This window comes from Candidatus Methylacidiphilum fumarolicum (genome assembly GCF_949774925.1).
GTDB classification, from domain to species: domain Bacteria; phylum Verrucomicrobiota; class Verrucomicrobiia; order Methylacidiphilales; family Methylacidiphilaceae; genus Methylacidiphilum; species Methylacidiphilum fumarolicum.
Genome location: NZ_OX458932.1, coordinates 925,795 through 940,755 on the forward strand (window position 1 = coordinate 925,795; position 14,961 = coordinate 940,755).

The window sequence follows — 14,961 nt, forward strand, 5'->3', positions numbered from 1 at the left end:
AGCTAGGAATAGAAAGGGGATTTGGAGTGGTAGAAGCAAGCTATACAGACTATATTGCAATAGGGGCCAGGCTGGATATAACCGAGAACGTACCCCAGATGGCGATCATTTACGGGGATGTAATATTACTTTGCAGAGCTAGGGAATCTGACCCTGGTTCCATGATCTTGAGCCTGCGGAGATGTCGACTTTGGCGCGCATATGGTCAACCTTAGCAAAACAGGAAGTTAGCTTTACAGCTGTCTAGGCTGAAATAAGGAAGCCAGGAGAAAACTGAAAACATATGGCTCATATAGCTATATGGTGACCAATTTGAAAATATCCATTCGCATATGGCTGTTTCTCATGCATCCTGGGGAAGGTGTTCTTGTTTTATTCTGGAAAGCTAAGTGAAAATTATTTTCTTTTTTTATCACTTTTTATAGATTTAAACTAATCTCTTCATCATTTTTATTGCGCTCGTGGCGGAATTGGCAGACGCGCTAGATTCAGGTTCTAGTGGGTATCCCCCATGGGAGTTCAAATCTCCCCGAGCGCACTATTCATGATTTTTTTTTGCTATTTTAAAATTATAAATAAACGCGAGAATACCCATCTCATTTAGGCGATTGGGATGAGAGCGCCGCACTTTAGTATTATGGCTATTTTCTTTGATATTCCGCAGTGTATATATATATGAGATTTGATATAGAAGGCAGAGTATAAGTCCGCATCGCGTGCTTCACCGGTGACGAGTGCGTAATGTTCAGCTGGTGTCCTGATGAGGTCATCGCCATAAGCCCAATGGACGGAATTGGTGATATCCGAAGTGTGGCTATCAGGGCCGCCGGGATGTAGTTGGTGGCGTTAATATGCACCCGCTGGCCTTTGGCCAGGTGGTGCTGTTTCTTCTCTTCCTCCATATGATATTTAGAGAGCTTAGAGAGCAACTCCCCAAACCCTCTTCCCTATTTCTTTCCGTGATCATCTGTGCAAACTTCAGAAAGTAGAGCCACTATCCCGACCACTTCTCCCTATAATCGCTTCGGAATTTGTAGTGACGCCCCGTAGGGAATTCCCGCCTCCTTTTCCTTGGAAACAAGACACATCATGCCCCAAATCTTTAAGTTAGCAAATAAAGCAATGACCATCCTTTTACCACCTTCAAGACTCATGAACGGGATATACTGTCTTTCCTTCTCTTCAAAAGTCCGGTATCTCCATTCCTCGCATCCAATTGAGTGAGTCAGCCTCACTCTTGGCAGCTTTCCGATTGCCCTTTCGCAAGTCCTTTCGCAAGCTCAAAAGAATGGTAGCTAGCCTCTCTTTTTTCATGTGAAATTTAGAAGCGGGCGGCTCTCTTTTTCCTAACATAGAAACAAGCTGCTGCAGAGAATGGAATATCTAGAAAACAACCCGCTTTGCTCCTTCTGTCCATCTCAGGCACCGCCGGATCTTTGGGTTGATCATCGCAGAGGAGGCTAACCCACACTTTTCGATCGTTTCCTAGTCGTCTCAGAGGGCTACCTTCCACACTTTTGCCTGCAATCTGCTAGGGGCTCGGGTAGCCTTCCACCACAAGCTTGTCTCACTTCCCGCGTTTTCGAGAGTCTTTCCGCGAAGCGATCTAAGCCAGAGAAAGAGACAAGAAACTGCTTTCCCTCGATTGCGTAGCGAAGGCAAAGATCCCCTAGCATCTCACACTTCTTCGTGTTCAGCCGCAGGCTTTCCCCCCTGGATTGTTCGCCGCCTCGCCTCATCCGGCTTCCCCAGGTTTCCCTATGGCCTCTGGTTTTTTTCTTTTTGTATTGGCACAAACCGAAAAGAGGGCTAGGGAAAGTAGGAAATGATCAAAAGGAGATCATCCTTGGGCATCTCTTCCTCGAGAGAAAGGGATTCGCCCGTTCATGACGAGGATTTTGGTCCTAAGAGAGGGGCAAAACTTCTAGGGGTCATTCGAAACTGAACCAGACTAGCTAGTCCTTGTGAGCGACCACAATCCTGGAGATCTCCCCCATCTCCATCAGACCTGAGGAAATCCTTTCTCTTGTAGTTTAGTCCTCTGCTTTCAACCCCCCCAGCCGTGTGTTCACCGTTTTGCCCAAGTCCGTTTGGCGGGCAATACTCCTTCCCACCGCCTTTTGTTACTGCCTATTGACGCTGCGAACGATTAGCGCGCCAAGCTTCTTCGGTGAATACAGGTTATAGGTTCGTCAGGCAGACATTTAACAACTAGATTGGCATCGCAATATCCATAACTATTCTTTACTCCTCAATGGTTAGGGGAATAATGGACTGTCCATCTTTTCAGCTTTGATCTATAAATTGCTTCGTTTCTTTTTCTCTATTTGCTGACTATAGATACAATGCTCTGAAGGGCTCTGGCTCAAGAGAGCAAAGGGGAAGATCTTTTAAATGAGTGCTATGGATGTTATCAGTAGTATCTATCGATCTGACTATTCCTTGTTCTGTGCTAATCTCTGCTAGATTCTCTATAGTGGTTCATAATAATGAAACGGTGCGATTTTGAAGGATAGGGATTAATGCGGCCTGATCTTTATAAACACAAGATGGTTTTTTGCACATTCGTCTTCATGCGACCAGACAAACGGTCATTGCTATATGGCATCTCTTTTTCTGTTGCAATGGGTAGGAATGGATTTTCTTATATTTAACTATCGTTACTCATGGAGTTCAAATAAAGGCTTACCACCGAAATAAGCATTACATAAAATCAATAAGAATCTCGATTAGCTGCCATTGTATAATTTCTGGTGCTTCTTTTATTGTTTAGTTGAGAATTCTGTTTGGAGAAGAAAAAAAGCCATAGCAATGAGAAGATAATGGGGATTGTAGTTGGAGATATTATTTCTAGAAAGATAAAAACAACAAAGTTTTTTATGAAAAAAGATCAGAGAAATGAAAAAAGAAAAGTTTAAAAAAGAAAGCAGGTGCGTTTTCAATTATTAGAGTGTCTTTTATTGTTTCAAATAGCGTTATTTTTGGAGCAAATCTAACTAGGAAAGAAAGAAGATGGACAATGAAAAATCAATTCTTTGTCAAAGAGCTCAACGCTGAAGAATTTTTTGTTGCCCAAGACGGCTCTTTATTGAATGAACTATTTCATCCGGACAAAATAGGCTTAAGGCTGCCTTTCTCTATTGCCTACGGGAAATTAGAGCCGAGGGAATCAACAAAGCCTCATAGCCTCAGTCAACCAGAAATCTACCTTTTTATAAGTGGAGAAGGGATTTTTAAGACAAATAATCAGAGAAGTTATCCAGTAAAAGCTTTAAGTCTTGTTTATGTTCCTCCTGGCAATATGCAATGGATAGAAAATACAGCGGAGAGCCCTCTTTGTTTTTTTTGTATTGTTAGTCCCCCTTGGAAAGCGGAGTGGGAAAAAGAAGAAAGTGTATGAAATCGCTTTTTGTCTTGAAAAAAAATAAAATCCATACTATGGCTTTCCTTCCTTTTCCATTTTATTTTTTTTCATCTTTGTTTGGTCTTTAAAATTTCGGAGATTCATAAATATATTCGATGGATTCGTATCTATTGATAATGAGAAATACAAGGAAAGACAAAAAGCTTATCGAAAAAAGGAATTGGAGAGCTATTTTCTTTGAGCTCTTCCTTGGAAAGGTACGCCTTGGCGAAAGGAAAAAAGAAGCTTTTCTGAAAGAGAAGGAAGCAAGCATATTTGAAAGGCTCAAGAAAGCAAGCCAGGTACCTCTTTCAGATCTCTATACTGAATTAAAGACGCGTCCAGAAGGACTCACAGAGAAGGAAGTTGAAGAACGATTGGAAAAATACGGCTATAACGAGATCAAACAAGAAGAAATACCTAGCTGGTTCATTTTGCTTCTACAAAGTTATTTTAATCCTTTTGCTCTTCTTTTGACTTTTCTTGCTTTGGTTGCAGGATCAGTGGGAGAAAAAGAAAGCGTCCTTATCATGATGATTATGGTCGTGGTGAGCGTGGTATTGCGATTTAGTCAAGAGTTTCAGTCAAGCAGAGCTGCCGAAAGACTCAAAGCTATGGTAAGGACAACCGCATCGGTAAAGAGAACATGGGATAAGGAACAAGATCCAGAGGCATCGTTAGTCCCTAGCCACGAATCAAGCCAAGTAAGAGAGGTGCCTATTAGCCAAATTGTTCCAGGAGACATTCTCCAATTGTCTGCAGGAGATATGATCCCTGCCGATGTTCGACTGATTTTTACAAGAGATCTTTTTGTCAGCCAGGGAGTTCTCACAGGCGAATCCATGCCTGTAGAAAAATATGACACGGTTTATCCTGCTTCCCTTAATGAACAAAAAAGAACGGATCCCTTTTCTCTACCTAACATTGCTTATCTGGGTACAAATGTTATTAGCGGAACGGCGACTGCCGTTGTCTTAGCAACAGGTGAAAATACCTATTTTGGCGCTTTTTCGAAGAGTCTCAGGGGTTATAGGACAATGACCAGTTTTGATGTCGGGGTAAACCGTATCAGCTGGTTACTGCTTCAGGTCATTGGAACATTAATACCGGTGATTTTTCTCATTAATGGCTTTACCAAAGGCAGTTGGATGGATGCCTTCCTTTTTTCTCTGGCAGTTGGCGTTGGACTCACGCCAACAATGCTACCCGTGATCGTTAGTGGTTGTCTGGCAAGAGGTGCGCTTTTACTTTCAAAAAATAAGGTCGTCACTAAAAGACTGAATGCGATTCAGAATATAGGAGCGATGAATATCCTTTGTACGGATAAAACAGGAACTTTAACCCATAACAAGATTATTTTGGAAAAATATCTTGATCCGGAAGGTAACGAGAACGAAGAGGTTTTGAAATATGCGTATATCAATAGTTATTATCAAAGCGGTTTACGCAATCTTCTTGACCAAGCCGTCCTGGATAAAAAGGAAGAAGGTAAAAAATTCATTTTTCACTATACAAAAGTTGATGAGATTCCTTTTGATTTTACAAGGCGCCGAATGTCCGTAGTGGCAAGAGAAATCACCACAGGAAAAGATCTTTTGATAACAAAGGGAGCCGTTGAGGAAATGATTGCTATCTGTGGAAGCCTATTAAAGGATGGAAAAGTAATAGAATTAACTCCAGACATTAAGAAGAAAGCTCTGGCTCTTCGGGATGATTTAAATAGTGATGGATTAAGAGTTCTTGCGGTTGCTTTTAGGGAATTGCCTCTTGAAATGACTAGACCTGTTTCAGTGAACGATGAAGAGGGAATGACCCTCTGTGGCTTTATTGCTTTTCTGGATCCTCCAAAGCATGATGCGGAAGATGCTGTGCGGGCACTGAAGAACTATGGAGTGGAAGTTAAAATTATTACTGGAGACAATGAATTAGTTACACGAAGAATCTGCGATTGGATTGGATTGGAAGTCAGAGGGGTCATGCGTGGCTCTGAAATAGAAAACTTAACCGATGATGAATTGATTACAGCAGCTGAAAAAGCAAATATTTTTGTCAAAATGTCCCCTCTACAGAAGGCACGAGTGATTCGAGCCTTAAGGACTGGGGGACATATTGTGGGATTTTTAGGGGATGGGATCAACGATGCTCAAGCTTTGAGAGAAGCAGATGTGGGAATATCTGTGGATACGGCCGTTGATATAGCTAAGGAGTCGGCTGATATCATTCTTTTAGAAAAAAGCCTGATCGTTTTAGAACAAGCCGTTATTGAAGGCAGGGTAATGTTTGGCAATATGGTGAAGTACATAAAAATGGCGGTGAGTTCTAATTTCGGTAATGTATTGAGCATCCTAGGCTCAGGAATTTTACTCCCCTTTTTACCCATGAGCCCCCTTCAAATCTTAATTCTTAATTTGATTTATGATCTTTCGCAAACATTGATTCCTTGGGATAGAATGGATGAGGACTTTATTGCCAAGCCTAGGAAATGGGAGGCTGAGGGGATTCTTAGGTTTATGTTCATCATTGGACCGATTAGTTCGGTTTTTGATTATGTGACTTATGGAGTCATGTGGTTTGTTTTTGGAGCAAATTCCATCGAAAATCAAAGTCTGTTTCATACCGGTTGGTTTGTTGAATCTTTACTTTCACAAAGCTTGATCGTTCATATGATAAGAACGAGAAAAATTCCTTTTATCCAAAGTATTGCCACAAAACCGCTGGTTTTGGCTACTGCTGTTGTCATCGTCATTGGTCATCTTATACCATATAGTTTTTTCGGAGAAGCCGCGGGACTTGTTCCATTGCCTTTTAGTTATTATCTATGGCTTTGGGGTATATTACTTACCTACTGCATTACTGTTCAGACAGTCAAAAATTGGTATATAAAGAGATTTTATGGGGAATGGCTCTGACTGCCGTACATGCAAGAAAGTTAGTGGTCTAAAACGCATTATTTTTTGAAAAAACTAAGCAATAGAGGAAGCTTGCTACTGATTGTGTTAAAATAGCCTTGAAATAATGCCATAAAATCAGTTAAGCTTTTTTTTCCTTTGTGTGAACGGCAATGAATTTGATTAGTTTAGCGAAAAAAGTTTTTGATCTAGAAATGGACGCTTTGCGCACTGTCCAAAAACAGCTGGACTCTTCTTTTGAACAAACCATTGAGGTTTTGGAAAGAACAATTTTGGCTAACAGAAAAATTGTCATTACCGGAGTTGGAAAGTCAGGCCATATTGGTAGAAAAATAGCAGCTACCTTAACAAGCACTGGGGCCCCAAGCGTGGTTCTTGATGCCGTTAACGCTTTTCATGGTGACTTGGGAATGGTTAATAAGGGAGATGCTGTTATTGCATTGAGTTATAGTGGAGAAACGGAAGAAATTCTTAGGCTTATTCCTCATTTAAAAAGAATCGCGACCTCTTTGGTTTCAATTACTGGCAATGAAAATTCGACATTAGCGAAAAATTCTGATCTTATTTTGAATGTCCGGGTCAGTAGGGAAGCTTGTCCTTTGAACTTAGCTCCTACATCGAGTACCACGGCCATGCTTGTTCTAGGGGATGCAATAGCTATGGTGTTACTTGAAAAACGAGGATTTAAAAAAGAAGATTTTGCCCGCTTTCATCCTGGAGGAACACTGGGTAGAAATTTACTCCTAAAGGTAGGCGATATAATGCGTCCTTTGCCTCAAATTGTAGTTCTCGAAGCGGAGGCTAAAGTAAAAGAGGCTCTGAAACTGTGGAATATAAAAAGAGCGGGAGCAGTGGTGGTGGTGAATTCAGAGAGAAAAGTCATTGGAATCTTTACCCATGGGGATTTCGTAAGGAATTATGAGCTTAATCCCAAAATTGGCGAATTATCATTAGGAAATGTGATGACCAAAAATCCAGTGACAGTGCGAGTCGATAAACTTGCAGTTGAAGTTCTTAATGTTTTTGAACACAATAAAATAGAAGATTTAATTGTTGTGGATGAAGCTTACAAAGTGGTAGGTTTAATAGATTCACAGGATTTAGCTATCCATCGATTGTTATAAGGAGATTGGGTATGTTTGTGAATGCGAGTGACATAGGAAAAGGTCAAGCGATACGACATAACGGGGCTATTTGTCTAGTTTTAGATACAATGCATAGAACTCCAGGTAATTTAAGAGCTTTTGTACAGATGACTTTGAGAAATTTGAAAACAGGGAAGTCTTTTGTCGAAAGATTTGGCTCTCAAGACAAAGTGGAGTTGCTCTCTTTAGTCCGAAGGCGTTGCGAGTATAGTTATAGAGAAGGCAATAGTTTTGTTTTTATGGATCCTGAAACCTATGAGACCTTTTCTGTTCCAGAGGAGATGGTAGGAAAAGCCAAGGATTTTTTAAAGGAGAATCAGCCAGTTGATCTTCTGTTTGCTGATGATACGCTAGCTGCTATAGAACTGCCCCAAAGTGTGGTGTTGAAAGTCGTGGAAGCTCCAGAAGGAGTGAAGGGTGATTCTGCAACTAATGTAATGAAACCAGCTATCCTTGAAACGGGGTTGTGTATTCAGGTCCCGCTTTTTATTAAAGAAGGAGAATTGGTAAAAGTAAGCACTACCGATGGAAAGTATTTGAGCCGGGCGTAGGAAATATTTCCCGACTTTTTTTACTGTTAGAATATACTTTTAAAAGCCTGTGGCGATCTATATGGGAAAAGGTCTTGTTGAAGATTTGGATTGGACAGATCTGTGGAATGAGATTTTGCTCAAAGCTCAAAAAGGTCAAGAATTGACTGATGCGGAGCTTGCACGTAAAGCAGGAGTCAAGATTGATGATTTAAGAAAACTGAAAAATGGAGTGCTTGATGAAAAGGCTCTTTTTTTAGTTGCTCAGGCTCTTTCCTTGAGTGGTGAAATTTTGCTGTCAATGGCTACGGGAAAATGTAATCCTCAACCGTTGACTCTTCCCTACTTTTTAAAAAAAATATCTAGTGAAGAGACACCTGAAAAAAAATCTTATCTGTTAATGGACAAGAGAAGCAATAAAAAATTCTTGATAGATCCTCCGAATAAGCGATTGATCGAAAATTATGTTCATGATAGGGAGTATGGACTGGATCATGTCTTTCTTTTTTCTTTGGAACAAATTCAGGAATTAGCCGATGGTTTAAAAAGTTTTTCCTTGCCTTTTTCAGCTCCTTCTAAAGAGGGGCAACTGGAAAGGAAAGAGGAATGGTTTGGATCGTTCAGAGTGGAGCTTATTCCTTTAATCGATAAAATATTCTACTTTGTCCATCCTCCTGAATCTTCTCCTTTGGTTTTTGTTGGAAAATATTTTATTTCTGGCTCTATTTCCTATGAAGAAACCGGTTATTATAAGACTCTTGAACTGATTCGATCTACGCTGTTTGGATTTCCGGATGAAACCATCATTTGTCCCAGGATTGGTCCCCTATCAACCGTTGGCTTTGAAAAAGGACATAACCCTTTTTTTCCTGAATACCAGATTTATTCTTCTTTTCAAATGCTTACCGAAATTTAAGAAAACCTAAGAAGCTTAGTTTTATGATGGGCAATCCAATGGGTTTAAAGCATAACAATTTTTATTTTTTTATGAAATGCAAAATATTTTAGGTTAAATTTTGTCGGAGCTGCGATTAAATGAATGACGAATATAAATTATTAAAAATATTTTCTGGAAGAGCGAATCCGGCTCTGGCAACAAAGATTGCTCAGTATGTCGGCATACCTCTTGGACAAGCAACCATTTCATCATTCCCTGATGGAGAAACCTTTGTAAAATTCAACGAAAATATTCGAGGAAGAGATGTTTTTATTGTGCAGCCAACCTGTCCTCCGACCAATCATAATCTAATGGAATTATTGATTATGATTGATGCTGCCAGAAGGGCAAGTGCAGCAAGAGTCACAGCCGTAATTCCTTTTTATGGTTATGCCAGGCAAGATCGGAAAGATCAGCCAAGAGTGTCTATAACAGCCAAACTGGTTGCGAACCTCCTCGTAGCCGCTGGAGCCAACAGAGTGCTGGCAATGGATCTTCATGCTCAACAAATTCAAGGTTTTTTTGACATTCCCGTAGATCATCTTACAGCTGTTCCTGTTTTTTATAAGTTTCTCGAGGCAAACAATCTACTCGATCTTGTTGTTGTCTCTCCAGATGTAGGAGGGATAAAAATGGCCTCAACCTATTCTCAATTGCTAGGCAAAGGGCTTGCTTTAGTGGTTAAGAAGAGAGTGGATGCCTATCATACGGAGGCGGACTTTGTTGTTGGTGATGTGGAAGGGAGAGATGTATTGATTGTCGATGATTTAACAGAAACGGCAGGAACTGTGGTTTCTGCGGCAACGATCTTAAAAAAAATGGGAGCCAGAAGGATTTATGCTGGAATTTCTCATGCCGTTCTTAATCAGATTGGCATAGGGAGGCTGAGAAGTTCACATCTTGAAGAATTAATCACTACCAACAGCGTTCCCGTCCCTGTAGTTGAAGGAGTTCGGGTAACGGTGTTAGATGTTGCGCCCCTTTTAGGAGAAGCCATTAAAAGAATTCATACAGGGATGTCTGTGACCTCTCTATTCGAGGTTGACGGAAAGAAAATTAATCTTTAAAAAACATTGTGTGCATAACCTCTTGAAAGTTAATCCTCAATTAATTAGCGATATTGTTCGACTGTTGGAAAAAAATGCGCGACTTTCCATATCGGATATAGCTTCGGCTTTAGGAATTTCCGTTGAGGAAACGGCTGGTCTTTTGAAGGAGCTTGAAAAAGAAAAGTTCATTTTGGCCTATAAGACCATCTTTGATCCAGAAAAAATACAGAAAAACAGAGTGCGTGCTGTTATTGAAGTCAAAATTACTCCTGAGCGAGGAGGTGGTTTTGATAAGCTATCCAAGCGAATAGCCGGATTTGAAGAGGTTACTTCTTGTTTCTTAATGAGCGGAGGCTATGATCTACTTGTTTTCCTAGAAGGAGAAAGCCTAAAAGAGGTCGCTCTTTTTGTTTCAGAAAAGTTGGCTACTCTGCCTGGGGTTATTTCTACAGCAACCCATTTTATGCTAAAAACTTACAAAGAACAGGGAATCATTTTTTCAGCTCCATCCCATTTTCGCCTGCCCGTAAGTCCGTAATTTCCTTACATGAAAAAACATCCTGTTGTCAATTCTACCGAAAAAATAGTGCCTTTTGATTTTCGAACCAAGGTACCAATAGCCAAACATCTTTCCTTAATTGGAAAATCGTCAATCAGGGATTTTTTTGAACTTGTCCAGAACCAAACTGATGTTATTTCCTTAGGGATTGGTGAACCGGACTTTGATACTCCCTGGATGATTAGAGAAGCAGCCATTTATTCCCTTGAAAAGGGAGAGACCGGCTACACATCTAATCTTGGCCTTATAGAACTCCGAAAATTAATAGCCCAATATGTATCGAAACTAATCGGTGTTGACTACAACCCCTATGAAGAGATCCTTGTAACGGTGGGGGTTTCAGAAGGGCTTGATTGTGCTTTAAGAGCAATAATTGATCCTTTTGACGAAGTCATAATCCATCAACCTTCTTATGTGTCTTATGTTCCTTTAGTGGTTCTTGCCCATGGAGTGCCTGTCATTGTTGAAACGTTGGAAAAAGACGGATTTCAACTCGATCCAGTTGCAGTCGAAAAAAAAATTACCCCTAAAACCAAAGCAATTATTCTAAACTTCCCCACGAATCCTACAGGAAGTATTGAAAATGAAGAGAAACTGGAAGCAATTGCTCAATTAGCTTGTAAGCATGATCTTTATGTAATCAGTGATGAAATTTATGCGGAACTGATGTATGAAGGCACCCATCGTTCAATAGTCGCTCTTGATAGAATGAAAGAAAGGAGCCTTTTCCTCCATGGGTTTTCTAAAGCGTTTTCAATGACAGGTTTTAGGATAGGTTATGCGTGTGGTCCAAAGGAGTGGATAGAGGCGATGATGAAAATTCATCAATATTCGATCCTCTGTGCTTCTTCCATAGCTCAGCAGGCAGCTATAGAAGCTTTGTTGCATGGAAAGAAAGATATGGAACAGATGGTTGAAGAGTATAGATTGCGTCGGAACTTTCTCTGGAAAAATCTTTCTTCCATAGGTCTTGTCGGGAATCTTCCTAAAGGGACCTTTTACTATTTTCCTTCGATTCGTCATTTTGGACTATCATCAAAAGAATTCTGTTATCGACTTCTCCAGGAAGGAGGAGTGGCACTGGTTCCCGGTTCTGCTTTTGGACAGGGGGGAGAAGGATATGTGAGATGTAGTTTTGCCACCCGTTTTGAAGACTTGGAAATAGCCGTTCGAAGAATCGAAAGTTGGTTAAAAAAAATTGAAAAAGAAGGGAAGAAACAATAAATGAATAATTAGGAAAGAAAGCTTATAGTATCTAGGAAAAAATTTAATAGAGATTAAGGAGAATTGTGGGTATTCAGACAACACAAGATAGACAGCCGGAAAAAATTAGCCAGTTTACCGTTTTCATGGAGAATAAAGCGGGAAGACTTTTAGAATTAGTGCGTCTTTTGGAAAGTCATGAAATCCACATTATAGGTTTTACTATTTTAGACACATCCGAAGCCTCCACCATTCGATTGGTGGTTGATGACCCGCAAAATGCTAGAAAGATTCTCGCCGAAAATGGAATATCTTATACAGAATGTTCTCTGATCGCCTTGGAACTTCCGCAATCAGCCGAAGATCTAAGAAAAGTCCTTACCGTGCTACTTCAAGCTGAAATCAATATTTATTTTAGCTATCCTTTTCTGACAAGACCCTATGGGAAAGCTGTATTGGCGCTTAGGGTTGAAGATGAAGAATTAGCCATATCCGTGCTTTTAAGGAACAATTATCGAGTGCTTTTCCAAAAAGATATCAGCAGGTAGAAAAAGTTTTTTTTAAAAAAGATTGTTTTTTTTTCTTATATTCTCATTGTAGCTATTATGTCTAAGTCTTATGTTTTTGCTTCTGAATCCGTGACCGAAGGCCATCCAGATAAAGTATGCGATACCATTTCGGATACTGTTTTGGACCATTGCCTTCAGCAGGATAAGTTCAGCAGAGTGGCCTGTGAGACCCTTGTGAAGGAAAACCTGGTTGTGTTAGCAGGAGAAATCACCACCAAGGCTAATCTGGATTATATAAAGATTGTCAAGGATACGGTTCGGCAAATAGGATATAATGATCCCAAAAGCCTATTTTACCCTGAAAAATTACATATCGTTTGTGCGATTTCCAAACAAAGCCCAGACATTGCCTTGGGGGTTGATGGGAAGAAGGAACGTCATAATATGGGAAGAAATCTCGATCAGGGTGCAGGGGATCAAGGGATGATGTTTGGTTTTGCATGTACTGAAACTCCTGAACTTATGCCGGCTCCAATTAGTTTTGCTCATAGACTTTCAAGAAGATTAGCTGAATTAAGAAAAAAAGAAGGGTGTCCTTGGTTACGGCCCGATGGAAAAACGCAAGTATCTCTTTATTATGAGGACAATAAACCAATGCGTGTTGAGGCCATTGTTGTATCGACACAGCATACCGAAGAGGTTTCTAACAAAGAAATAGAAGAAATCATAAAAAAAGAAGTTATCCAGAAGGCTATACCTGAGGAATTTCTCCATAAAAAAACGGTTTTTTACATTAACCCAACAGGTAGATTTGTTGCGGGTGGGCCAGATGCCGACTCTGGCGTTACTGGGAGAAAAATTATTGTTGATACCTATGGAGGCATGGGGCGACATGGGGGAGGGGCATTTAGTGGGAAAGATCCTTCGAAAGTGGATAGAAGTGCTGCTTATATGGCTAGATATATTGCCAAAAATATTGTGGCAGCAAAAATTGCTAACAAAGTCGAAGTTCAAATAGCTTATGCTATTGGGAAAGCTGATCCGGTTTCGGTTGCTGTGGACACTTTTGAAACGGGACTTGTTGAAGATCAAAAAATAGAAAGAGCGATTCGTGAGGTCTTTCGGCTTAAGCCTGCTGAAATAATCGAAGAACTGAACTTACTTCGACCGATTTATAGTAAAATCACCAATTATGGCCATTTTGGTAGAAACGACGAGTTTGATATTTTTTGCTGGGAAAAAACTGACAAAGTAAATGATTTGCTTACTGCCGTAGGGTTGGAATAAACAGTGCAAAAGGCCAACCAGTTAGTAGACCCTTGTCTATCTTTTCATGAATACACCAACAATCTTACTAGAATAGTGTTAGAAGCATGTTTATGGAAGGAGTTAATATGGCTGATTTTAAAGTAAAAGACATGGAGCTTGCCGATTTTGGTCGAAAGGAAATTGAAGTAGCTGAGGATGAAATGCCTGGTCTAATGGCTCTTAGAAAAGAATATAAGGGGTTATATCCATTAAAGGGAACTAGGATTGCTGGCTGCCTTCATATGACTGTTGAGACGGCTGTTTTGATAGAAACCTTAGTTGAGCTTGGAGCATCGGTCAGATGGAGTTCCTGCAATATTTTTTCTACTCAGGATCATGCTGCTGCAGCGATTGCAGCAAGGGGAATTCCAGTTTTTGCTTGGAAGGGGGAAACATTGGAGGAATATGAGTGGTGCATGGAACAAACGTTAAGATGGCCTGATGGTCAAACTTTAAACATGATCTTAGACGATGGTGGCGATCTGACTGAACTTGTACACCAGAAATATCCAGAACTGCTAGATGGGATTGTAGGTATTTCTGAAGAAACAACAACAGGAGTTCATAGATTGTACCAAAGAGAAGCTAAAGGGACCTTAGGGCCTCCATCTATGAATGTTAATGATTCCTGCACAAAAAGCAAATTCGATAATCTCTATGGTTGCCGGGAATCCTTCCTTGATGGTGTAAAAAGGGCTACGGATGTGATGATTGCAGGTAAAATAGTCGTTGTCTGCGGGTATGGGGATGTTGGGAAAGGGTGTGTCCAATCAGCAAAAGGGATGGGAGCGCGGGTTATCGTTACAGAAATTGATCCTATTAATGCCCTGCAAGCTTCAATGGATGGTTATGAAGTAACTCTTTTGGAGGATGTTGTAGAAAAAGCTGATCTGTTTGTGACAGCGACTGGGTGCATTAATGTCATCCGAAGAGAACACATGGATAGAATGAAGTCAGGAGCCATCGTATGTAATATTGGACATTTCGATTCAGAAATAGAAGTAAGATCACTGTATGAGGATAAACGTCTGCAACGGATCCAAATAAAGCCACAAGTTGATATGTTCCTTTGGCCGGATGGAAAAAAATTGTACGTGTTGGCTGAAGGACGGCTTGTAAACTTAGGATGTGCTAGCGGCCATCCAAGTTTTGTCATGAGTGCCAGTTTTACCAATCAAGTTTTAGCTCAAATTGAGTTGTGGACCAAACGCCACAGTGGGGAATATAAAAGAGGGAAAGTCTATACTCTGCCCAAGATCCTTGATGAAAAAGTGGCAAGGTTACACCTAGAAAAGCTTGGCGTGAAACTAACTCGCTTGACAAAAGAGCAAGCGGATTACTTAGGGGTTCCAATTGAAGGCCCCTATAAACCTAACCATTATCGCTATTAAAATTTCTTATAGACTGGT

Annotated in this window: 12 protein-coding genes and 1 tRNA gene; 12 read left to right on the top strand and 1 reads right to left on the bottom strand. The window is 40.4% G+C overall.

The window, feature by feature from the left end; all coding sequences use genetic code 11:
- Positions 1–455: 455 nt before the first annotated feature.
- A tRNA-Leu gene (locus QOL44_RS04175) sits at positions 456–538 on the top strand.
- A gap of 475 nt (positions 539–1,013) precedes the next feature.
- Here the strand turns inward: QOL44_RS04175 and QOL44_RS04180 are convergent.
- A complete protein-coding gene (locus QOL44_RS04180) occupies positions 1,014–1,154 on the bottom strand; it encodes a hypothetical protein (protein WP_166791438.1) in 141 nt (46 codons plus the stop codon).
- Positions 1,155–3,019: 1,865 nt separating this feature from the next.
- On the opposite strand from QOL44_RS04180, the gene QOL44_RS04185 reads away from it, so the two are divergent.
- The 11 genes from QOL44_RS04185 to ahcY all read left to right on the top strand — a co-directional run bounded on the left by QOL44_RS04185 (position 3,020) and on the right by ahcY (position 14,943).
- Positions 3,020–3,400 carry a cupin domain-containing protein gene (locus QOL44_RS04185; RefSeq protein WP_009061325.1) on the top strand — a complete coding sequence of 127 codons (381 nt, stop codon included), beginning with the start codon at positions 3,020–3,022 and terminating at the stop codon, positions 3,398–3,400.
- A 140-nt stretch (positions 3,401–3,540) separates the two neighbouring features.
- The gene (mgtA, locus tag QOL44_RS04190; RefSeq protein WP_228343278.1) at positions 3,541–6,312 is read left to right on the top strand and encodes a magnesium-translocating P-type ATPase; all 2,772 of its coding nucleotides are present in this window, start codon (positions 3,541–3,543) and stop codon (positions 6,310–6,312) included.
- A 152-nt stretch (positions 6,313–6,464) separates the two neighbouring features.
- The gene (locus QOL44_RS04195) at positions 6,465–7,436 is read left to right on the top strand and encodes a KpsF/GutQ family sugar-phosphate isomerase (RefSeq protein ID WP_009061322.1); all 972 of its coding nucleotides are present in this window, start codon (positions 6,465–6,467) and stop codon (positions 7,434–7,436) included.
- An 11-nt stretch (positions 7,437–7,447) separates the two neighbouring features.
- Positions 7,448–8,008, top strand: coding sequence for an elongation factor P (gene efp, locus QOL44_RS04200; protein WP_009061321.1), 561 nt, complete (start codon positions 7,448–7,450; stop codon positions 8,006–8,008).
- A 49-nt stretch (positions 8,009–8,057) separates the two neighbouring features.
- The gene (locus QOL44_RS04205; protein ID WP_134372686.1) at positions 8,058–8,903 is read left to right on the top strand and encodes an MBL fold metallo-hydrolase; all 846 of its coding nucleotides are present in this window, start codon (positions 8,058–8,060) and stop codon (positions 8,901–8,903) included.
- Positions 8,904–9,022: 119 nt separating this feature from the next.
- Positions 9,023–9,991, top strand: a complete 969-nt coding sequence (locus QOL44_RS04210) for a ribose-phosphate diphosphokinase (RefSeq protein WP_009061319.1) — start codon at positions 9,023–9,025, stop codon at positions 9,989–9,991.
- A gap of 10 nt (positions 9,992–10,001) precedes the next feature.
- Positions 10,002–10,511: an Lrp/AsnC family transcriptional regulator gene (locus tag QOL44_RS04215; protein ID WP_009061318.1), complete on the top strand. Its 510-nt coding sequence runs from the start codon at positions 10,002–10,004 to the stop codon at positions 10,509–10,511.
- Positions 10,512–10,520: 9 nt separating this feature from the next.
- On the top strand, positions 10,521–11,756 hold the full coding sequence (locus tag QOL44_RS04220) for a pyridoxal phosphate-dependent aminotransferase (RefSeq protein ID WP_009061317.1): 1,236 nt from the start codon (positions 10,521–10,523) through the stop codon (positions 11,754–11,756).
- Positions 11,757–11,821: 65 nt separating this feature from the next.
- Positions 11,822–12,283: an acetolactate synthase gene (locus QOL44_RS04225; protein WP_009061316.1), complete on the top strand. Its 462-nt coding sequence runs from the start codon at positions 11,822–11,824 to the stop codon at positions 12,281–12,283.
- Between the two features lie 57 nt (positions 12,284–12,340).
- The gene (gene metK, locus QOL44_RS04230; protein WP_009061314.1) at positions 12,341–13,531 is read left to right on the top strand and encodes a methionine adenosyltransferase; all 1,191 of its coding nucleotides are present in this window, start codon (positions 12,341–12,343) and stop codon (positions 13,529–13,531) included.
- A gap of 107 nt (positions 13,532–13,638) precedes the next feature.
- The gene (ahcY, locus tag QOL44_RS04235) at positions 13,639–14,943 is read left to right on the top strand and encodes an adenosylhomocysteinase (protein ID WP_009061313.1); all 1,305 of its coding nucleotides are present in this window, start codon (positions 13,639–13,641) and stop codon (positions 14,941–14,943) included.
- The last annotated feature ends 18 nt before the right edge of the window (positions 14,944–14,961 follow it).